This is a genomic window from Rhodoferax sp. P1_F3 (genome assembly GCF_056405715.1).
Window position 1 is genome coordinate 38662 of record NZ_JBFUBO010000001.1, and the last position, 22270, is coordinate 60931.

Annotated in this window: 23 protein-coding genes; 5 read left to right on the forward strand and 18 right to left on the reverse strand. The window is 62.9% G+C overall.

What is annotated here, in order from left to right:
- Positions 1–16: 16 nt before the first annotated feature.
- Positions 17–1678, reverse strand: a complete 1662-nt coding sequence (gene ettA, locus AC1DZ5_RS00195; RefSeq protein WP_310344753.1) for an energy-dependent translational throttle protein EttA — start codon at positions 1676–1678, stop codon at positions 17–19.
- Positions 1679–1754: 76 nt separating this feature from the next.
- Positions 1755–3986: a DUF1631 family protein gene (locus AC1DZ5_RS00200; RefSeq protein ID WP_477884846.1), complete on the reverse strand. Its 2232-nt coding sequence runs from the start codon at positions 3984–3986 to the stop codon at positions 1755–1757.
- Positions 3987–4279: 293 nt separating this feature from the next.
- On the opposite strand from AC1DZ5_RS00200, the gene AC1DZ5_RS00205 reads away from it, so the two are divergent.
- Both AC1DZ5_RS00205 and AC1DZ5_RS00210 read left to right on the forward strand, forming a co-directional pair.
- Positions 4280–6061, forward strand: a complete 1782-nt coding sequence (locus tag AC1DZ5_RS00205; protein WP_477884848.1) for a DEAD/DEAH box helicase — start codon at positions 4280–4282, stop codon at positions 6059–6061.
- Positions 6024–6644 carry a Rossmann-fold NAD(P)-binding domain-containing protein gene (locus tag AC1DZ5_RS00210; RefSeq protein WP_477884850.1) on the forward strand — a complete coding sequence of 207 codons (621 nt, stop codon included), beginning with the start codon at positions 6024–6026 and terminating at the stop codon, positions 6642–6644. The genes AC1DZ5_RS00205 and AC1DZ5_RS00210 overlap by 38 nt, the downstream gene beginning before the upstream one ends.
- Here AC1DZ5_RS00210 and AC1DZ5_RS00215 read toward each other — a convergent pair.
- Genes AC1DZ5_RS00215 through AC1DZ5_RS00225 form a run of 3 tightly spaced genes read right to left on the reverse strand, consistent with a single transcriptional unit; the run spans position 6641 to position 8734 of the window.
- Entirely contained in the window at positions 6641–7021 is a 381-nt protein-coding gene (locus AC1DZ5_RS00215) for a cupin domain-containing protein (RefSeq protein WP_477884852.1), read from the reverse strand. The genes AC1DZ5_RS00210 and AC1DZ5_RS00215 overlap by 4 nt on opposite strands.
- A gap of 11 nt (positions 7022–7032) precedes the next feature.
- Entirely contained in the window at positions 7033–8259 is a 1227-nt protein-coding gene (locus tag AC1DZ5_RS00220; protein WP_477884854.1) for an MFS transporter, read from the reverse strand.
- On the reverse strand, positions 8252–8734 hold the full coding sequence (locus AC1DZ5_RS00225) for a MarR family winged helix-turn-helix transcriptional regulator (RefSeq protein ID WP_477884856.1): 483 nt from the start codon (positions 8732–8734) through the stop codon (positions 8252–8254). The genes AC1DZ5_RS00220 and AC1DZ5_RS00225 overlap by 8 nt, the downstream gene beginning before the upstream one ends.
- An 80-nt stretch (positions 8735–8814) precedes the next feature.
- On the opposite strand from AC1DZ5_RS00225, the gene AC1DZ5_RS00230 reads away from it, so the two are divergent.
- Both AC1DZ5_RS00230 and gloA read left to right on the forward strand, forming a co-directional pair.
- A complete protein-coding gene (locus tag AC1DZ5_RS00230) occupies positions 8815–9360 on the forward strand; it encodes a PaaI family thioesterase (RefSeq protein WP_477884858.1) in 546 nt (181 codons plus the stop codon).
- Between the two features lie 26 nt (positions 9361–9386).
- The gene (gloA, locus tag AC1DZ5_RS00235; RefSeq protein ID WP_477884860.1) at positions 9387–9800 is read left to right on the forward strand and encodes a lactoylglutathione lyase; all 414 of its coding nucleotides are present in this window, start codon (positions 9387–9389) and stop codon (positions 9798–9800) included.
- 12 nt (positions 9801–9812) lie between these two features.
- Here gloA and AC1DZ5_RS00240 read toward each other — a convergent pair whose 3' ends face one another.
- The 4 genes from AC1DZ5_RS00240 to AC1DZ5_RS00255 all read right to left on the reverse strand — a co-directional run bounded on the left by AC1DZ5_RS00240 (position 9813) and on the right by AC1DZ5_RS00255 (position 14275).
- Complete coding sequence (locus AC1DZ5_RS00240; RefSeq protein WP_477884862.1) at positions 9813–10541, reverse strand: Crp/Fnr family transcriptional regulator; 729 nt, start codon at positions 10539–10541, stop codon at positions 9813–9815.
- Positions 10525–11352: a response regulator gene (locus AC1DZ5_RS00245; RefSeq protein WP_477884864.1), complete on the reverse strand. Its 828-nt coding sequence runs from the start codon at positions 11350–11352 to the stop codon at positions 10525–10527. The genes AC1DZ5_RS00240 and AC1DZ5_RS00245 overlap by 17 nt, the downstream gene beginning before the upstream one ends.
- Positions 11349–13067 (reverse strand): hybrid sensor histidine kinase/response regulator, encoded by a 1719-nt coding sequence (locus AC1DZ5_RS00250; RefSeq protein ID WP_477884866.1) that lies wholly within the window; start codon positions 13065–13067, stop codon positions 11349–11351. The genes AC1DZ5_RS00245 and AC1DZ5_RS00250 overlap by 4 nt, the downstream gene beginning before the upstream one ends.
- A 239-nt stretch (positions 13068–13306) precedes the next feature.
- Positions 13307–14275 carry a helix-turn-helix transcriptional regulator gene (locus AC1DZ5_RS00255; protein ID WP_477884868.1) on the reverse strand — a complete coding sequence of 323 codons (969 nt, stop codon included), beginning with the start codon at positions 14273–14275 and terminating at the stop codon, positions 13307–13309.
- Positions 14276–14365: 90 nt separating this feature from the next.
- Here AC1DZ5_RS00255 and AC1DZ5_RS00260 point away from each other — a divergent pair, with 90 nt between their 5' ends.
- Entirely contained in the window at positions 14366–14992 is a 627-nt protein-coding gene (locus AC1DZ5_RS00260; protein WP_477884870.1) for a LysE family translocator, read from the forward strand.
- Positions 14993–15018: 26 nt separating this feature from the next.
- Here the strand turns inward: AC1DZ5_RS00260 and AC1DZ5_RS00265 are convergent, their stop codons facing one another.
- From AC1DZ5_RS00265 to AC1DZ5_RS00305, 9 genes are all read right to left on the reverse strand, one after another.
- Positions 15019–15414 (reverse strand): GFA family protein, encoded by a 396-nt coding sequence (locus tag AC1DZ5_RS00265; protein ID WP_477884872.1) that lies wholly within the window; start codon positions 15412–15414, stop codon positions 15019–15021.
- A gap of 92 nt (positions 15415–15506) precedes the next feature.
- Positions 15507–16019, reverse strand: coding sequence for a group II truncated hemoglobin (locus AC1DZ5_RS00270; protein WP_477884874.1), 513 nt, complete (start codon positions 16017–16019; stop codon positions 15507–15509).
- A 4-nt stretch (positions 16020–16023) separates the two neighbouring features.
- Positions 16024–16503, reverse strand: a complete 480-nt coding sequence (locus AC1DZ5_RS00275; protein ID WP_477884876.1) for a VOC family protein — start codon at positions 16501–16503, stop codon at positions 16024–16026.
- 31 nt (positions 16504–16534) lie between these two features.
- The gene (locus AC1DZ5_RS00280; protein WP_477884878.1) at positions 16535–17182 is read right to left on the reverse strand and encodes a dihydrofolate reductase family protein; all 648 of its coding nucleotides are present in this window, start codon (positions 17180–17182) and stop codon (positions 16535–16537) included.
- A gap of 96 nt (positions 17183–17278) precedes the next feature.
- Positions 17279–17842 carry a hypothetical protein gene (locus AC1DZ5_RS00285; protein WP_477884880.1) on the reverse strand — a complete coding sequence of 188 codons (564 nt, stop codon included), beginning with the start codon at positions 17840–17842 and terminating at the stop codon, positions 17279–17281.
- 220 nt (positions 17843–18062) lie between these two features.
- Entirely contained in the window at positions 18063–18704 is a 642-nt protein-coding gene (gene eda / locus AC1DZ5_RS00290) for a bifunctional 4-hydroxy-2-oxoglutarate aldolase/2-dehydro-3-deoxy-phosphogluconate aldolase (protein ID WP_477884882.1), read from the reverse strand.
- 37 nt (positions 18705–18741) lie between these two features.
- A complete protein-coding gene (gene edd, locus AC1DZ5_RS00295) occupies positions 18742–20610 on the reverse strand; it encodes a phosphogluconate dehydratase (RefSeq protein ID WP_477884884.1) in 1869 nt (622 codons plus the stop codon).
- A gap of 86 nt (positions 20611–20696) precedes the next feature.
- Positions 20697–21248 (reverse strand): nucleotidyltransferase family protein, encoded by a 552-nt coding sequence (locus tag AC1DZ5_RS00300; RefSeq protein ID WP_477884886.1) that lies wholly within the window; start codon positions 21246–21248, stop codon positions 20697–20699.
- Positions 21238–22248, reverse strand: a complete 1011-nt coding sequence (locus AC1DZ5_RS00305; RefSeq protein ID WP_477884888.1) for an XdhC family protein — start codon at positions 22246–22248, stop codon at positions 21238–21240. Before AC1DZ5_RS00305 ends, AC1DZ5_RS00300 begins: the two co-directional genes overlap by 11 nt.
- Positions 22249–22270 lie beyond the last annotated feature (22 nt).

The window sequence follows — 22270 nt, forward strand, 5'->3', positions numbered from 1 at the left end:
GGCGGGATAAACAGGATTACTTCAGGGCCTTGTAGCGCATGCGCTTGGGCTTGGCACCCTCTTCGCCCAACCGCTTCTTCTTGTCGGCTTCGTACTCTTGGTAGTTGCCGTCGAAGAAGGTCCATTGGCTATCGCCTTCGGCGGCCAGAATGTGCGTGGCAATACGGTCCAGGAACCAGCGATCGTGGGAAATCACCAGCATGGTGCCGGCGAATTCCAACAGCGCATCTTCCAGCGCGCGCAGGGTTTCCACGTCCAAGTCGTTGGACGGCTCATCGAGCATCAACACGTTGCCACCAGCAATCAGCGTCTTGGCCAGATGCAGGCGCCCACGCTCGCCACCGGACAGCATGCCAACCTTCTTCTGCTGGTCCGCGCCGTTGAAGTTGAAGCGTCCGCAGTAGGCGCGGCTGGCCATCTGGAATTTACCGACATTGAGGATATCGAGTCCACCGGACACGTCTTCCCAGACGGTCTTGTCGTTGGACAAGTCATCACGGTGCTGGTCGACAAAGGCCATCTTGACGGTAGAGCCGATGACGACTTCACCCGAATCTGGTTTCTCCTTGCCCGCAATCAGTTTGAACAGCGTGGACTTACCGGCACCGTTGGGGCCGATGATGCCGACGATGGCGCCTGCGGGAATGTTGAAGCTCAGGTTGTCAATCAGCACGCGGTCGCCAAAGGACTTGCTCACACCCTTGAATTCGATCACCTGGCTACCCAGACGGTCCGCCACGGGGATGAAGATTTCGTTCGTCTCGTTGCGCTTCTGGTATTCAAAGTCGCTCAATTCTTCAAAGCGGGCCAGACGGGCCTTGCTCTTGGCCTGGCGGGCCTTGGGGTTCTGTCGCGACCATTCCAATTCCTTCTTCAGGGCCTTGGCGCGAGCTTCTTCACCCTTTTGCTCGGCCTCCAGGCGGGCACCCTTTTGGGTCAACCAATCGGAGTAGTTGCCCTTGTACGGGATACCGGAGCCGCGGTCCAGTTCCAGAATCCATTCGGCCGCGTTGTCCAGGAAGTAGCGATCGTGGGTGATGGCCACCACGGTGCCTGGGTAGCGCTGCAGGAACTGCTCCAGCCAGTCCACCGATTCGGCGTCCAAGTGGTTGGTGGGTTCGTCGAGCAGCAGCATGTCGGGCTTGGACAACAGCAGGCGACACAGCGCCACACGGCGCTTTTCACCGCCGGAGAGCACGCCAATATTGGCGTCCCACGGTGGCAGGCGCAAGGCGTCGGCGGCAATTTCCAATTGGTGCTCGGAGTCGGTTCCGGCGGTGGCGATGATGGCTTCGAGTTCGGCCTGCTCAGCGGCCAGCGCGTCAAAATCGGCATCTTCGGCGCCGTAGGCGGTGTACACCTCTTCCAGGCGGGCCTTGGCGGCAAACACCTTGCCCATGCCCGCTTCTACGCTTTCGCGCACGGTCTGGGTAGGGTCCAGCTGAGGTTCTTGGGGCAAGTAACCGATGTTCAGGCCTGCCATGGGAATGGCTTCGCCTTCGATTTCCTTGTCGATGCCCGCCATGATCTTCAGCAAGGTGGACTTGCCGGAGCCATTGGTCCCCAAAACGCCAATTTTGGCGCCCGGGAAGAAGCTCAAAGAGATGTCTTTAAGAATGTGACGCTTGGGCGGCACGATCTTGCCGACGCGGTTCATGGAGAAAACGTATTGGGCCATTGCGAGTCTGGTTGTTTCAGCGGGAAAACCGACATTATCGACTGCCGCACTCCGCTTGGGCCGGGCAGCCCCGGAATTAGCTGGTGCCGGCAGCGTTTCCGAGGTCGTTGCGCAGGGCCGCCTGGGCCACCGCGTCCAGCGCGTTGTCCATCACGTGGCCATCCGACACCAGGTGGATCAGCCCCAGACCGCGCAGCCGATCCATGGTGCGGCGGGACATGGAGTGCGCCAGGCCGCCCGAGGAGATGAACATGAACAGCGTGCGGTGCGGGCTGGCCCAGGTGAGCTGGGCACGCACCCACTGACCGCCCAGCGCCAGGTCCACCCACGACCCAGTTTGCAAGGTGTCGGCGCCCCAGGCTGTTTGAAGGGCTGGATCTGCCACCTCAGCCACCTCTGGCAGCGAGGGTGGGGGCTCAAAGCCATCGCGCAAAAAGCCCGAATCGGTGGCCTCACTCTCGGCCATCCAGAAGCCCTCGGCCTCGGGTGCCACGCTGTCTTCATCCTCCTGCGCATCGGACACCACCGAGGGAATAGCATCTGCCGGGGTAGCTACTGCGGCAGCGGCCTTGGCACTCTCAAACACCTGCTCGTGCACGGCAATCAGGCCATCGAAAAAGACGGGAATGCGGTCTTCCGGGTATTCGATGAGCTGCAAGCCTTGGCGAATTTTCACCAGCATTTGGGGCACCAGCTCCACCAGGCGCGAGCGGTTGCGCCGCGCCAGGCGCAGACGCACGCTCCAGATTAGGTCGTCGACCAGCGCCAGGTAGCCATCCGCATCCTGCGTGCCATCGGCACAGCGCAGCTGCGACTCTGCCACCACCTGGGCCCATGGGCCTTGCAAAAACTTCACCACCAGCTCGGGTACGGTCTTGCGGCTCAGGCGCTCGATAAAGTCCTTGCTGAAGCGCTCTGCCAGCAAATTGCGCTGCTCGGCATGCAGCAGGCCACGGGCTGCTTCTTCGGCGCGCGCGCGTTGCACTTTTTCATCCTGCGTCCAGCCATCTTCGAGTTTGCGCAACAGGCGCGCAAAGGCGTTGGCGTCACCCTCCCCCCCGCTCAACACGCTGAACGCGTTGTCAAAGGTCTTTTGGAACCGACTGAAGCCGGGCTCATCCACGGACGTAAAGGCCAGGCTACGGTTGGTGATCTTGTCCAGAAACAGGCGCGCTGGGTGCTTTCTCTCACTGAAGAACCGTGGGTCAGATTGCGAAAGCCGAATAAGTACCGACTCCATACTTTTGAGCCCCTGGCGCACCGGGGCTAGCAATCGGCGGTCTTCCATCAGGTTTTCCAGCATCAGGCGCACCACCTCTTCGCCCAACTGCTGGCCCAGCGCCCGGCCTTGCACGCCCTCTTTCACCGCTTCCCTGCCAGGGGCCTTCGCTTTGGGTGCCGCCCGGCCTGACAGGTTGGCGCGCTCCGCCAGGCGCTTCATCATGGGCTCCACCAGCTTCATGTCCTCCAGGGCCAGGAAGGAGGCGGGCACGGTATGGGTGAAGTCCTTGATACCCCTGGCCGCGCCGCTGGGGTCCAGCTCGCCCGATAGCAGGCGGCGCAATTTGTCCAGCGTCAGCAGGGTGCGGGTCACCGAGTTTTCGGCCACTTTGACCTGCCCGCCAAACGGGCCGGTGCTGGAGGTGGCCGAAGCCACCGGTTCCACTCCCTGGGAACGCAGCCAATCCGTCATCTCGCGGTACAGCTGGTGCAGGGCCGCGCCCAGCAGGCCGGCCGCAGGGGTCATCACGGCGCCGCGGGCGTCGTCTTCGGGCACCAACTGGCCCAATGCCTCGCGCAGGGAAAACACAAAGGCTTCAGGCTTGATCGGGTTCAGGTGGGGCTGCACGCTGGACCACCCCAAGAGGCTGCTGACATAGGCATTCAGAGCGGGCAGCACATCTTCCACCGCGGAGAGGACCTCTTGCTCGGTCAGCGCCAGCTCGATGTTGGCATCGATCTGCTCGTCTTCGAGAAACTGAAAATCGTCGAACTTGACCCGTGCCGGGCTGATGCGTCGCTGCGTATCTCCGCCATACACCGCAGCGCGCAGGGATTTGGAAAATATGGACTTGAGTTCGGCCTGGCGCAGTACGAGCAGCTCAACCGTGGCGCGGCGTGCCGGGTGTCGCCCGGCGTGCAGATTCTTGTTGTTGGCAGGCGACATGGCTGACTGCAACCCGGACAGCACATCGTCCATCAAGGCATCGCTTTGGTCCAACACCGCTTCAATGCAAGTTTGCAGCGAAGGTTTGGTTTGGCCCGGGTCTTGGGCCACCCCCAACCGCCGCAACAGGTATTTTTTCATCGTGCCGACATTCTCCACATCCCCGGCCGCCGCGCCAGCCTGGTGACAAGTTGTTACGGCACTGTAACGCCTGTGTCCATTGTGCTGAAAGGCCAGATTTTGAGGAGTTGCTCACAAGCATGCGACAATAGGCCCATTGCGGCGCTTCAGTTGCCCGCAATACCAGCACCTTGCTGGGGACCCCACGACACAGGGCGTCCCACTTTTGAATCCATCTGCCTTTGACTGACTGCCGGCCCTGGTGCCTGCAGAACGGCCGATTCCCAAGCGTCCCGGACGGACGCATCTATCCAATGAACTTCGAAGATCTGAAACTGGCCCCTGCCATTGTCAAAGCCGTGCGCGAGCAGGGTTACGAGACCCCCACCGCGATCCAGGCCCAGGCGATTCCGCTGGTGCTGGAAGGCCATGACCTGCTGGGCGGCGCCCAGACCGGTACCGGCAAGACCGCCGCCTTTACCCTGCCCCTGCTGCACCGCCTCTCCATGAGCCGCAGCGCGCAAAACAAGTTTGGCGGCACTGGCATCCGTGCCCTGGTGCTGACCCCCACCCGGGAACTCGCCGCCCAGGTGGAAGAGTCCGTGCGCCAGTACGGCAAGTACCTGCAACTGTCCTCCACCGTCATCTTTGGCGGCGTGGGCATGAACCCGCAAATCTCCAAAGTCAAAAAGGGCGTGGACATTTTGGTGGCGACCCCCGGCCGTCTGCTGGACCTGGCCCAACAAGGCATGCTGGACCTCGGCCAGGTGCAAATGCTGGTGCTGGACGAAGCCGACCGCATGCTGGACATGGGCTTCATCCACGACGTGAAGAAGGTGCTGGCCCTGGTACCCAAGGAAAAGCAAAGCCTGCTGTTCTCGGCCACCTTCAGCGATGAAATCCGCGAGCTGGCCAATGGCCTGCTGAAGAACCCGCAAAGCGTGCAGGTCACCCCGCGCAACACCACGGTGCAGCGCATCACCCAGGTGATCCACCCCGTGGGCCGTGGCAAGAAAAAGGCCCTGCTGGCCCACATCATCAACGAGCAAAACTGGAGCCAGGTGCTGGTGTTCACCCGCACCAAGTTTGGCGCCAACAACGTGGCCGAGTTTCTGGAGAAAAACGGCATCAGCGCCATGGCGCTGCACGGCAACAAGAGCCAGGCCGCCCGCACCCAGGCGCTGTCGGGCTTCAAGAGCGGCGACGTGCGTGCCCTGGTGGCCACCGACATTGCCGCCCGCGGCATTGACATCGATGACCTGCCACACGTCGTGAACTACGAAATCCCGAACGTCAGCGAAGACTATGTGCACCGCATCGGCCGTACCGGCCGCGCCGGTGCCGATGGCGCCGCGGTGAACCTGGTCTGCCTGGACGAAGAAGGCTTCATGCAGGACATCGAACGCTTCACCAAGCAAAAGATTGACGTCAAGGTCATCGACGGCTTCGGCCCCGAGCCCGGCGAAAAGGGCGAACCCATCGCCATGGGCCGCCAGACCATCTGGGGTGGCGCAGGCAAGCCACCTAGCCGTGACGTGATGCAGGCCGCTGCCAAAGCCGCCCGCACCGAAATGCTGCAACGCGTGCGTGACAGCAAGGCCGGCCAGGGCGGTGCACGCGCCGGCGGCGGTGGCAATGGTGGTGGTAACGGTGGTAACGGTGGTAACGGCGGCGGCCGTGGCGGCCAGGGCCAACGTGGCAACGGTGGTGGAAATGGTGGCGGCGGCCAAGGCCGCGGTGCCGACCGCAGCGGTGAATTCCAACCCCCACGTCCGCAAGGCGCGCGCCCTCCCCAGGGTCAAGGCCGCGGCCGCGGTCCTGGCATGGGCCAGCCCGCTGGCTTTGCCAACGAACCCCGTGCGCCCCGCGCACCCGCAGGACAACCTGACCCGATGCGCACCAGCGTGGATATGATGGCCGAGCGCGGCGCTCGCCGCAGTTACGGCGGTGGCAACCGCAACGGAGGCGGCAATGGCGGTGGCGGATACGGTGGTGGTGGCGGAGGCTTCGGCGGCGGTGGCCGCTCGGGTGGCTTTGGTGGCGGGGGCAACGGGTCTCGTGGGCCGCGAGGTCCTGGCGGCTCTTCTAGCCGATAAGCACACTAGCGCGGTACACAGTCTGGGGCGGCGCACGCTGCCCCTCACACACCCCAAGCTGACCCAACACATCGTCGACTTCGCGGCGCTCCCTGAGCTGCCGCGAACCGACGATGTTTTTATTTGTCTGGGCACCACCATCAAGGTGGCGGGCAGCCAGCAGGCCTTCCGCGCCGTCGACTATGAGGCAGTTGTGGCTGTAGCCCGCGCAGCCTATGCGCAAGGCGCTACGAAATTAGGAGTAGTGAGTGCCATGGGCTCCGACCCCAAGTCCGGCATTTTCTACAACCGGACCAAGGGCGAGATGGAGGCTGCGGTGTCTTCCATCGGCTACGCCAGTGTTTCCATCGCACAGCCGTCCATGCTGGCGGGCAACCGGGCCTCGCTGAACCAACCCGTTCGCAACGGTGAACTCTTGGCGCTGAAGGTGTCGCGCTGGCTCGGACAACTGATTCCGGCCAACTACCGCTCCATCCTGGTCACCGACGTGGCGGCTGGGCTGGTGCAGGCCGTCCGGGCCGGACGGCCCGGCGTGCAACGCATTCCGTCAGGCGCACTGCAAGGCGCTGCAAGCAGGGTTTAGCCGCGCACGAACAAGGTCACCAGCGCATCCGGCCCCACCTGCTGGCTCCAGTGGCCGTGGATGGCGGCATCGAATGTGGCGCCTTCGGGCAGCAAGTCGGCGGAGTAGAAATGTTCACCAGGTTTGAAGATGCGCGATTCGCCATGCACACCAATCTCCATCTGCCCCTGCAGGATGAAGCACCACTGCGTGTGGCCTGAGCAGTGGAACTGGCTGCGAAAGCCCACCGGGCTGGTGCGTAACTGGTAGCCCCCGGACGCAAACACTTCGGACAACATGGCCTGCGGCGTGCCTCCGTCCAGCGGGATCGTCTCCTCGCGGAATTTGGCGAAACCGTCGGTGTCAGTGAACAGAATGACTTTGGTGAAGGTGCTCATGCGGCCGGAGTTTACGCGGGCTGGCGCACCAGCTTGGCTTCCTTGATCGGGAAGTGGATCAGCGCAGCCCCCACGGCCAGCACGATGTCGATGTACCAGACCCAGTTGTAGCTGCCAGTGGCATCAAAAATCTTGCCACCCAGGAATGCGCCTAGGAAGCCGCCCACCTGGTGCGTCAACATCACCAGGCCAAACAACGTGGCCATGTGGGCCGTGCCAAAGAACTTGGCCACCAGGCCTGCCGTGGGTGGCACGGTGGACAGAAAGCTCACGCCCATGACCGCGGCAAACACCAGCACAACAGGACCTGTCTTGGGGGCGAACAAAAACACCAGCACGGCGATGGCGCGCACGCCGTAGACCAGCGACAGCAACGACTTCATGCGCCAGCGGCCCACGGCCCAGCCCATGGCGATGCTGCCCACGATGTTGAACAAGCCCAGAATGCCCAGCGCCCAGGCGCCCCACTGCGTGGGGAGTCCACACGCGGCCACCACGCCAGGCAAGTGCGTGGCCAGAAACGCCACGTGGAAGCCACACACAAAGAAGCCCGCAGCCAGCAGCAAAAAGCTGGGCGTGCGCAGCGCCAGGCGCACGGCGTCACCCGTGCCCATGGACTTGACGCCAGGTGCCGCCACCTGCACGTTGTTGCCCTTGAGGAAGAAGGCTGCGGGCAGCGCGATCAACACCAATCCCGCCATCACCTGCATGGCATGGCCCCAGCCCACGCTGACCATGAGCGCACCGGCAATGGGCGCCATGATGAACTGGCCGAAGGATCCGCCCGCATTCACAATGCCCGTGGCCATGCCGCGCTTGTTGGCGGGCAGCAGGCGCGTGGTGGTGGCCATCAGCACCGCGGGGCCCGCCATGCCGGCACCGCCCGCGGCCAGCACGCCAATGGCAAAGATCAACCCAGCGGTGGTAGTCATCAAGGGCGTGATAAACGTGCCCAGCGCCACCAGCGACACCCCCAGCAACAGCACGCGCCCCGCGCCCACGCGGTCGGCAAAGGCGCCGGCAAACGGCTGCGTCAGCCCCCACCACAGCTGGCCAAACGCGAACGCCAGGCTGATGCTGCCCACGCCCAGACCCGTGGACGTGTTGAGCGAACTCAGGAACAGGCCCATGGTCTGGCGCACGCCCATCGTCAGGGCGAAGGCGCTGGCCGCAGCCAGCAGTACCACCCACACGGCGAACGTGCGGGGCGTGGAAGTCGTCGTAGGGGTATCAGACATCGTCGTCTCCAGATTCCAAGGGGGATAACAGTTCCAGGGATTCGTCAATCAGGGTGTGCATGGCCAGCACGCGCGCTATGCCCAATGTGGCGTTGATGCCTTCTTGCGCAATGCGCCATTTGCGCTGCGCCTCGGTGCGTTTGGTCTGCCCCGCATCAGTAGCGGTGATCAGGCGGCTGCGCGCGTCGTCGCCCGCGTTCACCTCAATCCAGCCGGCAGCAATGAGCGGCTGCAGGTTGCGCGACAGCGTGGAGGTGCTCATGCGCATGGCACCTGCCAGGTCCACCGCGCGAATCGGCCCCAGCTTCACCACATGGGAGAGCAGGGAGTACTGCGTGGTCTTCAGGCCGGTCTTGGCCAGCTCCACGTCGTAGTACTGGGCCACGCGGCGCATCAGCTGGCGCAGCTTCAGATTCGTGCAGCCCTGCGGCTTGAGAACATCTGCGACAGCGGTTGGCTTGACAAGGGTTTTCATGTCAATTATTGTATCTACATCAGTTGCATATGCAACAATGTATTGTTAATCCCCCTATTGATGAGATTTCCATGAACACCATGACCACTCCCTCCGCCCTGGATGCCTGGCTGGCCGAAGAAGCAGCCGTTGTCGTCCGCCTTAACGCAGGCCCCGGCCCTGGTGTGGCCCGCCCGGACCAGATTGCCCAGCTCAATGGCTTGCAGCAAATGCAGGCCATGCTGCGCGGCGAGCTGCCCTACGCCGCCATTGCCAAGACGCTGGACTTCACCATCCTGGAAGTGTCCGAAGGCCGTGCGTTGTTCCAGGGCACGCCCGGCCCGGCCCACCTCAACCCTATGGGCGGCATCCACGGTGGCTGGTACGCCACGCTGCTGGATTCGGCGCTGGGCTGCGCCGTGCACACCATGATGTTGCCCGGGCGCGGCTACACCACGGCCGAGCTGGGCGTGAACCTGGTCAAGGCCATCGGCCCCAAGGTGCAGCGTATCCGCGCCGAAGGTAAGGTCATCCACTGCGGCCGCCAGCTCGCCACCGCCGAGGCTCGCCTCTATGGCCCCGACGGCACGCTCTACGCCCATGCCACCACCACCTGCCTGGTGTTTGACCTCAAGCTCCCCGGGTAAACGCAGGCTGCGGCACAATGTCCGGCATGCGATTTCTCCACACCATGCTGCGCGTTGGCAACCTTCAACGCTCCATCGATTTCTACACCCACGTGCTGGGCATGCAGGTGCTGCGCACCTCGGAAAACCCCGAGTACAAATACAGCCTCGCCTTCCTCGGCTTTGAGGGCGGCAACCCCGGCCAGGCCGAGATCGAACTGACCTACAACTGGGGCGTGGAAAGCTACGAGCTGGGCACCGCGTACGGCCACATCGCATTGGGCGTGCCTGACGCCTATGCGGCCTGCGAGAAGATCAAGGCCGCTGGCGGCAACGTGACGCGCGAAGCCGGCCCCGTCAAGGGCGGCACCACGGTGATTGCGTTTGTGACCGACCCCGATGGCTACAAGATCGAGCTGATCCAACGCGCGGAGCAGGCCGCAGGTGGTGGACTGCGCTAAGCCAATACGCTATTAGTTGCTTGGACTGCGGCGCATATCCGGCAAGAGGCGGGTCAATTCGTTTTTGACCACGGCATAGCATTCACACGCGCGTGACTCCAGCCCGTGCCGGTCCAGCACCGCAATGTGCCCACGCCGGTAGCGGATGTAGCCCACCTGCTGCAAGCGGCTCGCGGCCTCCGTCACGCTCTCCCGCCGCACGCCCAGCATATTGGAGACCAGCTCCTGCGTCATGACCAGTTCACGCCCGGGATGGCGGTCCAGCGTCATTAAAAGCCAGCGGCACAGCTGCTGCTCCACACTGTGGTGGCGGTTGCACACCGAGGTTTGTGCCACCTGGGTAATCAACGCCTGGGTGTGGCGCAACAGCAAGCGCTGCAAAGACTCCGCGCGGTGGAACTCTGCCCTGAGTAGATGACCCGCGAGACGGTAGGCATGCCCCTGCGTCATGACCACCGCAGAACTGTTGGTGGTGTTGCCCCCCATGAACAGCGAGAACCCCACCACCCCCTCGTTGCCCACACTGGCACTTTCGGCCATGGCACCCGACTCGGTCACGTAGTGCAAGGAGGCGATGGCGGTGGTGGGGAAGTAGGCGTGCTGCAACTGCCCGCCCGGCTCGTACAGCGTGGCCCCCAGCCGCAGCGCAATCAGCTCCAAATCATCGGCAATGCGCGCAAAGTCGGCCGCGGGCAACGCGGCCAGAAGCTGGTTGTTGCGCGGCTCATGCTGTGGCGTCATAGCGCACTTCAACACCGATACCGCGGTACCCAATGAGCGTGCAGGAGCGGTCGAACATCGGCTCCCCGCTCACCCGGAACTGCTGGCGCAGGCCATTGGGGTGGACACGGTGGAACAGAAAGTCCAAGAAAGGCTGGCGCGCGGCAATCTTCTCCTGCAGCGCGGCACGCTCCCCCGCATCCCATCCCTCTGAGGGCGCACCAACCGAGTCGCCCAGCAGGGTGTCCACCTGGATGCCCAGCATGTCCAGCACTGGGCCAGAGACTTTGGTGAACACCCCATGCTCGTCCTGCTCCCAGTACCAGTCGGATGCCAGCTCCGTCAGGCTGCGGTAGCGCGCCTCGCTTTCCTGCAGTTCCTGCGTTCTGCGCTGGACGGCGGATTCCAGCGCCGTATTGAACGCGCCCAGTTGCTGGTAGAGCAGCCGCACTTCCAGCATGTTGTGGATGCGTATCTTCACCTCTACCAGGTCAAAGGGCTTGCTAATGAAGTCCTTGGCCCCCGCCTGCAGCGCGCGCAGTTTGTGGCCCGGCTGTGCGGTCAGCACAATCACCGGCAGGTAGCTGTCGGCCACGTTGGCCTTGAGCCCCTCCATCACCTGGAAGCCGTCCATGCCTGGCATCTGCAAATCCAGCAGGATCAGGTCGTACGTGTTGTCGCGGTGCAGGCCACACACCTCGCGCGGGTTGGAGGTTGAGGTCACGTGGGTGTAGCCCGCGTTCTGCAACAGTTGCTCCAGCAGTGCCACATTGGGCTGCTGGTCATCCACTATCAAAATATGTGCGGCCAAAATTTCTGCTGTACTGATCATGGTGTCTGTTCCTGTTTCTCGTTCTTATTCGCTCCCATGCGTGTTTTTGCCACTTTCAACGACATGTCCAGAGTGTCCATGAACTCATTGACCTTGATCGGCTTGGTGAGGTAGCGGAAGAATCCGGCCTCCAACCCGCGCTCAATGTCGCGCGGGATGGCATTGGCGCTCAGCGCAATCACCAGAATGTGGGCCGTGGCGGGGTCGTTCGCCAAAATCTTCATGGCCTTGATGCCGCTCAGGCCCGGCAGATTGATGTCCATCAGGATGAGGTCTGGCTGCGACGCGCGCGCCATGGCAATGCCATGCAAACCATCCGAGGCACTGAGCAGGCGGATATCGGGTCGCCGTGCCATCAGCTCCTGCACCAACAGCAGGTTGGCGGGGTTGTCCTCCACATACAGCAAGGTATAGGCATTGACCTGGTCCGACGGGGGCGGGACCACCACGCTATCCAGTTCGGGGCTGTGGGCATCCAGCAACCGTTCACTGGTGAGGTTCAGCTCGAACCAGAACACCCTGCCCCGGCCCACCGTGCTTTCCACGCCAATGCTGCCGCCCATCAACTCCACCAGGCGCTTGGTCATCACCAGGCCAATGCCGGTCCCTTCCTCGGCGCTGGCCTCCTGGCCCAGGCGGTTGAAGGGCTGGAACAGCTTGGCCAGCTGCTCACCCGTCAGCCCCTCCCCGGTGTCCTCAATGGCGATGCGAATCCGCTCTGTCGACAGCGCAGTACAGGTCAGCGTCACGCGGCCGCCGATGCGGTTGTACTTGATAGCGTTAGACAACAGGTTGATCACCACCTGCTTGACCCGGGTGCGGTCGGCGCGCACACAGTAGTGGGTGCTGACCAGCGGAAAGTGCATCTGCACGCTGCGCTTCGCCGCCTGCGGCTCGCACATGGTTTCGCACTCCTGCAGCACCTCGCGCAGGGCCACCTGCTCGGGTGACAGTGACAAACGCCCAGACTCAATCAGCGCCAGGTCCAGGATTTCGTTGATCAGCTTGAGCAGGTACCAGCCCGCGTTGAGGATCTGGTCCAGGCTGCGTTTCTGCGACACCGTGGGCGGCGGCATCCCCGATTCGATGAGCTGCGCAAACCCCAAAATCGCGCTCAGCGGGGTGCGCAGCTCATGGCTCATGCCCGACAAAAAATCCGACTTGGCCAGATTGGCCTGCTCCGCGGCCGCCATCGCCAGCTTCAAGTTCGCCTCCACCTGCTTTCTGACGGAGTTGTCGGTGGCGATCAGCAGGTAGCCAATGATGTCTTCATACTCATTGCGCAGCGCGGTGATGGACGCAATGGCCGGAAAGCTGCTGCGGTCCTTGCAGATGAAGGTCAGCTCGTAGATATCCTCAATGCCACGCGAGGCTTTGAACGCCAGGGCCTCAAAGCCCGGGGCAATGGTGGTTCCCAGTTCGGCGCTCAGCGCCTGCGCGCGGGCAATCACCTCCAACGGGTCCTGGATATCGCTGGGCTTGATCTTGTTGACCACCTCCGCCGCCAAGTAGCCTAGCTTGCGCTCCGCCCCCACGTTGAAGAGCTGGATGATGCCCTTCTCGTCGGTCGCAATGATGGAGAAATTGGCGCTGGTGAGGATGGCGCTCTGCAAGGCCCCGGTCTTGAGCCAGGCCTCCTGCCGCAACCACTCGTGGGTCGGGTTCAAAGCCGACAAGGCACCGCTGTCGGGCGCCTGGGGGAATGGTTCTGACATGGATGCTTCCGTGGTGGGGTGCGTTGTCCGTTCGCTGCGCCGATCGGGTCCCACGGTTGGAAGCCCCGTGGGTATGTGGTTTGGCGCACAGACAGTGGACCGACCCTACGCCTCCCTCCCCCGCACGTAAGTGCGTTACCGAACATAGTCGCTCAAAGCGAGGTTGTGCTGCGCCTATTCACTATCAAACTGATAGCTGCTTGCGCAATATCTACGGGGGCTAGAGGCCAATTTCCTTATCAATCGCCCGCATAGCAGGCTTGAATCGCTTTCAGGCGCAGCCCTATGGCCCGACGCAGGGCCACGGGCGACACTACCTCCACATCGGGTGCCATGCGCAGCAGTTGGTAGCTGGCGTTGTCCATCGTTTCTATCGGGATCTTGATGCGCACCGTCTTGCCGGACTGTGCGGAAGGTGCCTGCGCCGCCACGGCCTTGGCCACCGCGCTGCTGAGCTGGCGCAACTGCTTCACGCCTTGGGCAGTAGCCTGCACCACGGCGTGGCCTTGGTACAGCTCGGCCTCAAAGCGCTGGATGGATTCGGTCCAATAGGCTGGCAGATCAAAGCGCTTGGGCCACGTGCTGGCCTTGTCCAGCAGCTCGGCGCCCAGGATATTGGAGATGCGGTAGGTGCGCGGCTTGGCGTCACTGGTAGCCACCAGGTACCAAACGCCTGCCTTCAGTACCAGCCCCAGCGGGTGCACGGTGCGCCGCACCTCGGCCTTCCAGCTGTCGTAGCGCAGGCTTAGCTGCCGGTCTTGCCACACGGCTGCGGCCACCGTGGCCAGATGCGGCACGGGGTCTGCCTCGCGGTACCAGTCGGCCGGGTCCAGGTGAAAACGGGACTGCACACGCTGCGCATCGTCGCGCTGGTGTGCGGGCAGCGCGCTCATGAGCTTGAGCTGCGCATCCACCACCTGCTGGCCCAGGCCCAGCTCGGCCGCGGGGCCGGCCAGCCCACTCATGAACACGGCTTGTGACTCCGACGCCGTAAAGCCCGTGAGCGTGGTCTTCCACCCCTCCACCAACTGAAAGCCGCCGTTGCGGCCCTGCTCCGCATAGATGGGCACACCCGCCGCCGTGAGCTGGTCCACATCGCGGTACAGCGTGCGCACCGATACCTCCAGCACCTCGGCCAGCGCCTGCGCGCTCATGCGCCCACGGGTTTGCAAAAGCATCTGGATGGTCAAAAGGCGACTAGCACGCATATCTGCATCGTATCGCTAAAAGCTGACATTCGGTGGCAACTATTGCCGCACACACTCACACCCATCTTCAGCAATTAACAAGGAATCGAGATGGAACACCTTTGGCTTTATGCAGTTTTGGTGGCAGGCATCGTGGTACTGCCGGGCATGGACATGGCCTTCGTGCTGGCCAGCACGCTGGTGGACGGCCGGCGCTCCGGCGCTGCGGCCGTGGCGGGCATCGTGCTGGGCGGCATGGTGCATGTGGCCATGGGTGCGCTGGGTGTGGGCCTGCTGCTGCAGCACTTCCCCATGGCGTTTAATGCCCTGCTGCTGGCTGGCAGCCTGTATGTGGCGTGGATGGGCTACGGCCTGCTGCGCAACACACAGGCACTGTCCGACGTGCAAGACCAGCCCTCGCGGCCCTTGCACAGCACCTTCCTGCGCGCCACCCTCACCTGCCTCATGAACCCCAAGGCCTACATCTTCATGTTGGCCGTGTTTCCGCAGTTCATCCGACCGCAGCTGGGCAACGTTGCAGCCCAGTCCGCCGCCCTGGGCGCTATCACCGCTGCGGCGCAAATTGCCGTGTATGGCGGCGTGGCGCTGGCGGCTGCGCAGTTGCGCGTGTGGTTACGTGGAAGCTCGAAAAGCCAAACCACATTCAGCCATTGGCTGGGCGGGTTGCTGGTGCTGACCGCGGTGTGGACCTTGTGGATGGGGTGGCGGATGGCTTGAAGACCACGCCACCCGTGCCCATGCAATTACTGGTGGGGATGCCCTACAAACTGCTTGGCCTCATCACAAATGCCATACCAATCTGGTTTCTCTGCGACGAATTCATGAAACTGATTTTTGATATCCAAGGCGTCATCGAAACAGTTGGCCGCCACCGGAAAAGATGCCGCGCTGGATGTGACTTCGCCCAGTGACGTTCCGCAATGTGAGCAGAAGCAACGGTGGTACTTGTAGGGCGCGTCTGGTTGGTAGGTGGTGATGGCGCCTGCACCGGAAAGAAGTTCGAATGCATCGCGCTTGACGAACACAAATGTACTGGCACCGCTTTTTCGGCAGCGTGTGCAGTGGCAGGTACCCATCATGGTGGGGGGACTCGACAACGTGAACTGGATGGCTCCACAGCAGCAACTACCTCGTAGCATTTTTAGCCTTTCGTATTGAATAAAGCACTGTATATGAATACAGTGCTTTATTCAAGGAACGACTGAAGTGCCGGGCCCTGCTACGCAAAAACTCAGCCCTTGTACGGCCCCTTGACTTCTCCCCAGCCCCACTGGGGCATCGGTGCGTTTTCATCCACGGTGACACCTGGCTGGGAATTGATAACCGCCAGTCTGGAGCCCCATTCCAGGTAGCCCACCAGTGCAGACCTGAACTCTGGATCGTCCGGCAACCCCAGCTCATCCGCGGTTGCGAGAAGCAGGGCGACCCAGCGACGCCTCTTGTCCTGCGTCAGGTGGCGATTCAGATGTTGCTGAATCATGTGTGGATGGCCACCATGCTGCTCCGAGTAAACGGCAGGACCACCGAGAACCTCGCCCAGAAATGCTGCCACGTGTTCAGGGTGGTCCGCACCCATATGGGCAAAAACGGGTTTGAGGAGTTCGTCCTGGTTCACATGCTCATAAAAGCGAGTCGTCAGGCGATTGAGCGTATCGATTCCACCCAGCCATTCGTACAGGGTGGGAGTGTCTGAAGATTGCATCTGCGGTGCCTTTCTGCTGTTGCCATGCGCCATGGCAGCCATCACGTCAGCCGCGCCGAGCGGCTTCAATCTTGGCGATGTCGATCTTGCCCATCTCCATCATCGCCTCGAACACCCGTTTGGCGGCGGCACGATCCGGGTCCGCCATGGCGTCTGTCAGGGCGCGCGGCGTGATCTGCCACGACAGACCCCATTTGTCCTTGCACCAGCCGCATTGGCTCTCCTGGCCGCCGTTGCCCACGATGGCATTCCACAGGCGGTCCGTCTCTTCCTGGTCGTCCACTGCCACCTGGAACGAAAAGGCCTCGGTGTGCTTGAACATCGGCCCGCCATTGAGGCCCAGGCACGGAATGCCCATCACAGTGAACTCCACCGTGAGCACATTGCCTTGCTTGCCCATGGGGTAGTCACCGGGGGCGTAATGCACTGCACCTACGGTGCTGTTGGGGAAAGTCTTGGCATAGAACTCAGCGGCCTCCAGTGCGCCGCCGTCGTACCAGATACAAATCGTGTTCTTGGGGGTCATGGGCATTCTCCTTGGGTTAGCGTTACCGTGATCACTGCCGCGTAAAAACCACGTGTGTGGCCAGTGGTGAACTTTCGTGCCGGGTGCAAGCGTAGCCCAAAGCAGGCAGGTTGATGCCTTCGAACAACCGCTCCCCCGCCCCCAACAACACTGGCGAGATGGCAATGTGCATCTCGTCGATGAGGCGCAGACGCAGGTACTGCTGGATGGTGTTGACGCCACCACCCACCCGCACGTCTTTGCCCCCGGCCGCCGCTCGGGCGCGCTCCAGCGCGACCTCCGGGCCTTCGGTGACAAAGTGGAAGGTCGTGCCGCCCTCCATGACCAGCGGCGGGCGCGCGTGGTTGGTCAGCACAAACACGGGCACGTGGTAGACGGGATTCTCGCCCCACCAGCCGCGCCAGCTCTCATCCGGCCAGGGCCCGCGAACAGGACCAAACATGTTGCGCCCCATGATCCAGGCGCCCATGTTCTGAAAGCCGCGCTGGGCAAAGTCCTCGTCGATGCCAACGGTTCCGCCCTCATTGCCAAACAGATGCTTCTGAAACGTTCGCGTCGGTATCGCCCAACCATGCAAGGAGGTCCCGCCCACACCGAGTGGGTTGTTCAGATCTTGGTCAGGGCCGGCACCGAAGCCGTCCAGCGAGATGGTGAAGCTTTCTACGCGAAGTTTAGACATGGGGACTCCTGAAGTTGTTGGTGTCAGTACGCTCTAGCTTGCAAAGCCTAGCGTCAGAATTAAGCACAGCCTAAAACTATTGACGGCCATGATTTTTCAGATGTCGCAGACGCTAAGAACCTCGCCATTTTCCAGCGCCTTGAGGTAGCACTCAAGGTTCCCTGCAATCTTCTCAAAGACACGCGGAAGAAACTGAACAAGATCATTGAAGCTTTCAGCACTGGGATCTGGACCGCCATGGTAATTCCGACAGTGCGAAAGGATGTCTCTGCGCTCTTCAACGGGTAATTGCAGGAGTGGATCACGGTCGTTGTAGTCGTGTAACCCAGACAGATGAATAAACGCGCACCCGAACTTGTAGACAGACTGCGTCCAGCCTTGAAGTGTTTGCGCAAGGTCAACCATCTCCTTATCGGCCACCTTGGCGCGCGAGGTTGCTTGCGACCATTTCTCTCCGCGTACGGAAGCCTCGATGAGTAGATCCCGGCGCTCAGAACCTTGTGCAAGCAAATAGATCACTCGAACCATTGAGTCCAGTTCCTGTCGCAGGACAGAAACCATTTGCCCGGCTAGTCTGGCTTCGGCTAGAAGGCGCATTGCCCGCTGATGTTCGAGCGAGCGACTGCGGACTTGTCGGAGGAAGATGGTGAGACTCGGCATGAGAGGTCCAACCTATGATGAAAGTGAAACACGTCTGACGAAAAAAGCCACATAGATCCATGCTTTTCTTCCGTGCTTTGTTCGATTTTAGATTGACATTTCATTTCTCGAATCTGGAGCTGCTTCTACATCAGCAGCACTATCCACTACAAAAATAATAGCTGCTCGCGCAATAACAAAGGGAGCCTCAGCCCCCTTGTTATTGAATCACCAACACGCCTTACTTCCGCAACGCCTGCGTGTCCTTGGCCAGCTGCGTGATCTTGTCCCACTCGCCCTTCACCATCGCATCGGCCGGCACGATCCACGAACCGCCTACGCAGATCACGTTGGGCAGGGCCAAAAACTCCGTTGCGTTTTGCAACGTCACGCCGCCGGTGGGGCAGAACTTCACGTCAAAGAACGGGCCACTCCAGGCCTTAAGCATGGCTGGGCCGCCGGCTTGCATGGCGGGGAAGAACTTGAGCTGGGTGAAGCCATCTTCCTGCGCCATCATGATTTCGCTGCCGGTGGCCACACCGGGCAAGAGCGACAGGCCCAGGTCACGGCAGGCCTGGCCGACAGCGCTGGTGTAGCCGGGGCTAACGGCAAAGCGGGCGCCGGCGTTGGCGGCGGCTTGTGCGTCGGCCTTGCTGCGCACGGTGCCGGCGCCGACCACGGCTTCGGGCACATCACGGGCAATGGCTTCCATGCAGGCCAGGGCCTGGGGGGTACGCAGCGTCACTTCCAGCATGCGCACGCCGCCGGCCACCAGGGCGCGGGCCATGGGCACGGCGTGGGCCACATCGTTCAACACGATAACGGGAATGACGGGGGCGTCCTGCATCACTTGCAGAGCGGTAAAGGCGGGGGCTTTGGACATAGGGAGATTTCCAGATCGACGTTGTAAGTTGTTAGGTTCAGAACCAGGTGCAGGCGCCTTCTTCGGCGGCCAATGCGTTGCGGCGGAAGTTGGCAAACAGCTCGCGGCCCATACCGATGCCGTTGGCGGCACGCAGTTCTTCGGGCATGGTGTCCAGTGGGCGGGCGGCCCATTCGGCGTCGCTCACCAGCACTTGCAGGGTTTCGGCATTCGCGTCCAGACGGATGATGTCGCCATCACGCACCTTGGCCAAGGGGCCACCGGCGGCCGCTTCGGGCGACACGTGGATGGCGGCGGGCACCTTGCCCGATGCGCCGCTCATGCGGCCGTCGGTGACCAGCGCTACGCGGAAGCCCTTGCCTTGCAACACGGCCAGCGGCGGTGTGAGCTTGTGCAGCTCGGGCATGCCGTTGGCCTGCGGGCCCTGCCAGCGCACCACGCAAATCACGTCGTGGTTCAGCTCGTTGGCGCTGAAGGCCTTGTGCAACGCGTCTTGCGAATCGAACACGCGGCATGGTGCTTCGATGATGTGGCGATCATCCGGCACGGCGGACACTTTGATGACGCTGCGGCCCAGGTTGCCCTTGAGCAGCTTGAGGCCACCGCTGGCGCTGAAGGGTGCGCTGGCGGGGCGCACCACGGATTCGTCCTTGCTGGCGCCGGGGTCGGTCCACTGCAAGGCGCCGTCGGCCTTGGCGGATGGAATGGCGGTGAACTCGCGCAGGCCACCGCTGCGCACGGTCAGCACATCGGCGTGCATAAAGCCGAAGTCCAGCAGTTCGCGGATCACATAGCCGGGGCCGCCCGCGGCCTGGAACTGGTTCACATCGGCGCTGCCGTTGGGGTACACGCGGCTGAGCAGCGGCACCACATCGGACAGGGCCGAAAAGTCGTTCCAGTCGATGACGATGCCGGCGGCACGGGCCACGGCCACCCAGTGGATCAAATGGTTAGTAGAGCCGCCGGTGGCCAGCAGGGCCACCATGGCGTTGACGATGCAGCGCTCGTCCACCACTTTGCCAATCGGTGCAAAACGCTTGGCCTTGGTGATGGCCAGCACGGTGCGCACGGCTTCGCGGGTCAGCTCCTGGCGCACGTCCTGGCCGGGGTTGATGAAGGCAGTGCCGGGCACATGCAGGCCCATGGCCTCCAGCAGCATCTGGTTGCTATTGGCCGTACCGTAGAAGGTGCAGGTGCCTTCGCCGTGGTAGGCGGCGCTCTCGGCGGCCAGCAGCTCGGGGCGGCCCACCAGGCCCTGGGCGGCTTTCTCGCGCACCTTGGCTTTTTCGTTGTTGGGCAGGCCGGATGTCATGGGGCCGGCGGGCACAAACACGGTGGGCAGGTGGCCAAAGTGCAGCGCCCCAATCAGCAAGCCGGGCACGATCTTGTCGCACACGCCCAGCATCAGCGCAGCATCAAACACATCGTGGCTCAGCGACACAGCGGTGGCCATGGCGATGGCGTCTCGGCTGAACAGGCTCAGCTCCATGCCCGGTGTGCCCTGGGTCACGCCATCGCACATGGCGGGCACGCCGCCGGCCACCTGGGCCGTGGCGCCGTGCTTGCGGGCTTCCACCTTGATGAGGTCGGGGTAGTGCTGCAGCGGCGCGTGGGCCGAGAGCAGGTCGTTGTAGGCGTTGACGACGCCGATGTTGGCGCCCTTCTCTTCCACGATCTTGAGCTTGTCCAAGCCGGTGACGCGGGTCTTGTCGGCATCAGGCATGGCGGCAAAGGCGTGGGCCACGTTGGCACAGCCCATGCGGTCGGCGCCGGGTTTGCGGTTGGCGGCCTGGTCCAGTTGGGCGAGGTAGGCGGTGCGGGTAACCACACTGCGCTCGCGGATGCGGCGGGTAACGGCCTCGACAACGGGGTGCAAAGCGGCAGGGGATGGGGTGGTGTCTGGCATGGTGCTCTTGTAACTAAATTACAGATTCTGATAGTAACTTGGAAACACAGGCTTGTGTATGGCCGGAGTTACCAGGCGGGTACGAACTAACGGAATTGCCGCCACGCGGCACGCGCCTGCTCCAGGTCGTCCACGGTGTCAATGTCCAGCACACAGCCCGCGTCAGTCACTATCATTTTGCTAGCTACTCGCGCAGAGACGACGGGGGCCGCACCCTGATTTCCCATTAAATTAGCGAGTGCATCACCACAGCTGGCCGCAAAGCGCACCGGGTGGCCCCGCTGGCCTTCAAACCACGGTACCAGAACTTCCCCTGCCATGGGCGCGCGGGCGATGGTAACCAGGGTGTCGGGTTGTAACAGCGGCAGGTCCGCCGGCAGCACCATCCAGCCCCCCGTCGCACCGCGCGTGGCGCGCACCGCGGCCGCAATGCTGTCGCCCATGCCGGGGTGGCCCGCGTCTTCCAGGTGCCAGCGCAGGCCGCTGGCACGCACTGCGTCCAGCGTGCGTTGCAGCACGGTGGCGCCGCACAGGTCGGCCTGCAGTTTGTGGGTGGTGCCGCCCGAGGCGATAAAGCGCTCACCCCGGCCCGAGGCCAGCACCAGCACCACAGGCAGGCGCTGCGCCTCAGGTAGCACAGCTGGAAGCGGCGTGGGCCAAGGCGGACGTGGCCACCGTGTTTTTCACCTGGATGATTTCGGCCAGGATGGACACGGCAATCTCGGCCGGGGTGCGTGCGCCAATCTTCAATCCCACCGGGCCATGCAAACGGGACAGTTGGGCCTCGGTCAGGTCAAAGTGTTCGGCCAGGCGCTGCTTGCGTACGTCCTGGTTGCGGCGCGAGCCCAGTGCCCCCACGTAAAACGCATCGCTGCCCAGCGCTTCCAGCAAGGCCATGTCGTCCAGCTTGGGGTCGTGGGTGAGTGCCACGATGGCGGTGTGGGCGTCTGGCTGCAGGTTGCGCACCACGTCGTCCGGCATGCCCTCCACCCGACGCACGCCGGGCACAGCAGCCATCTCCAGCACGGCGGCGTATTCCTCGCGCGGGTCACACACCAGCACCTCAAAGTCCAGGGCCGTTGCCATGTGGGCCACCGCCTGTGACAGCTGGCCCGCACCGATGAGCAACAGGCGCCAGCGTGGGCCAAACAGCGTGGTGAGCGTGGAGCCGTCAAACTGCATGGCCTGGCCACGTGCCGCAGGGTGCAGTGTGACCGCACCGGTCGACAAAGTCAGCGTGCGCGCCACCAGTTGGTGCTCTGCCGTGCGCTGCAGCACCGTGCGGATCCAGCCCGTGTCATGCAGCGGCTCCTGCACCAGGCGCAGCGTGCCGCCGCAGGGCAGGCCAAAGCGCGCGGCCTCTTCTTTGCTCACGCCATAGGCCATCATGGAAGGATGAGGGGGCGAGGCCTCCGACGGCTGGTTCAACGCGGCCTTGGTGCGGGCGATCAGGTCGTCCTCCACACAGCCGCCAGAGACCGAACCGCTGACCACACCATCGTCGCGCACAGCCAGCAAGGCCCCCGGCGGGCGCGGCGCGCTGCCCCAGGTCTCCACCACCGTCACCAGCGTGACGGCGTGACCGGCCTGCTTCCAGGCCAGCGCGTCCCCCAGCACCCTTAAATCCAGACTTTCCATACCTGCACTGTAGCGACTCGGC

What these genes read in the sequence shown, in the direction of transcription:
- AC1DZ5_RS00305 (WP_477884888.1), bottom strand. Translation starts at nt 22,248, where the DNA reads ATGGAAAGTCTGGATTTAAGGGTGCTGGGGGACGCGCTGGCCTGGAAG.
- AC1DZ5_RS00220 (WP_477884854.1), bottom strand. Translation starts at nt 8,259, where the DNA reads ATGTCTGATACCCCTACGACGACTTCCACGCCCCGCACGTTCGCCGTG.
- AC1DZ5_RS00275 (WP_477884876.1), bottom strand. Translation starts at nt 16,503, where the DNA reads ATGACCCCCAAGAACACGATTTGTATCTGGTACGACGGCGGCGCACTG.
- AC1DZ5_RS00250 (WP_477884866.1), bottom strand. Translation starts at nt 13,067, where the DNA reads ATGTCAGAACCATTCCCCCAGGCGCCCGACAGCGGTGCCTTGTCGGCT.
- AC1DZ5_RS00225 (WP_477884856.1), bottom strand. Translation starts at nt 8,734, where the DNA reads ATGAAAACCCTTGTCAAGCCAACCGCTGTCGCAGATGTTCTCAAGCCG.
- edd (WP_477884884.1), bottom strand. Translation starts at nt 20,610, where the DNA reads ATGCCAGACACCACCCCATCCCCTGCCGCTTTGCACCCCGTTGTCGAG.
- ettA (WP_310344753.1), bottom strand. Translation starts at nt 1,678, where the DNA reads ATGGCCCAATACGTTTTCTCCATGAACCGCGTCGGCAAGATCGTGCCG.
- AC1DZ5_RS00245 (WP_477884864.1), bottom strand. Translation starts at nt 11,352, where the DNA reads ATGATCAGTACAGCAGAAATTTTGGCCGCACATATTTTGATAGTGGAT.
- eda (WP_477884882.1), bottom strand. Translation starts at nt 18,704, where the DNA reads ATGTCCAAAGCCCCCGCCTTTACCGCTCTGCAAGTGATGCAGGACGCC.
- AC1DZ5_RS00230 (WP_477884858.1), top strand. Translation starts at nt 8,815, where the DNA reads ATGACCACTCCCTCCGCCCTGGATGCCTGGCTGGCCGAAGAAGCAGCC.
- AC1DZ5_RS00285 (WP_477884880.1), bottom strand. Translation starts at nt 17,842, where the DNA reads ATGCCGAGTCTCACCATCTTCCTCCGACAAGTCCGCAGTCGCTCGCTC.
- AC1DZ5_RS00265 (WP_477884872.1), bottom strand. Translation starts at nt 15,414, where the DNA reads ATGCTACGAGGTAGTTGCTGCTGTGGAGCCATCCAGTTCACGTTGTCG.
- AC1DZ5_RS00270 (WP_477884874.1), bottom strand. Translation starts at nt 16,019, where the DNA reads ATGGCTGCCATGGCGCATGGCAACAGCAGAAAGGCACCGCAGATGCAA.
- gloA (WP_477884860.1), top strand. Translation starts at nt 9,387, where the DNA reads ATGCGATTTCTCCACACCATGCTGCGCGTTGGCAACCTTCAACGCTCC.
- AC1DZ5_RS00205 (WP_477884848.1), top strand. Translation starts at nt 4,280, where the DNA reads ATGAACTTCGAAGATCTGAAACTGGCCCCTGCCATTGTCAAAGCCGTG.
- AC1DZ5_RS00240 (WP_477884862.1), bottom strand. Translation starts at nt 10,541, where the DNA reads ATGACGCCACAGCATGAGCCGCGCAACAACCAGCTTCTGGCCGCGTTG.
- AC1DZ5_RS00215 (WP_477884852.1), bottom strand. Translation starts at nt 7,021, where the DNA reads ATGAGCACCTTCACCAAAGTCATTCTGTTCACTGACACCGACGGTTTC.
- AC1DZ5_RS00260 (WP_477884870.1), top strand. Translation starts at nt 14,366, where the DNA reads ATGGAACACCTTTGGCTTTATGCAGTTTTGGTGGCAGGCATCGTGGTA.
- AC1DZ5_RS00200 (WP_477884846.1), bottom strand. Translation starts at nt 3,986, where the DNA reads ATGAAAAAATACCTGTTGCGGCGGTTGGGGGTGGCCCAAGACCCGGGC.
- AC1DZ5_RS00280 (WP_477884878.1), bottom strand. Translation starts at nt 17,182, where the DNA reads ATGTCTAAACTTCGCGTAGAAAGCTTCACCATCTCGCTGGACGGCTTC.
- AC1DZ5_RS00255 (WP_477884868.1), bottom strand. Translation starts at nt 14,275, where the DNA reads ATGCGTGCTAGTCGCCTTTTGACCATCCAGATGCTTTTGCAAACCCGT.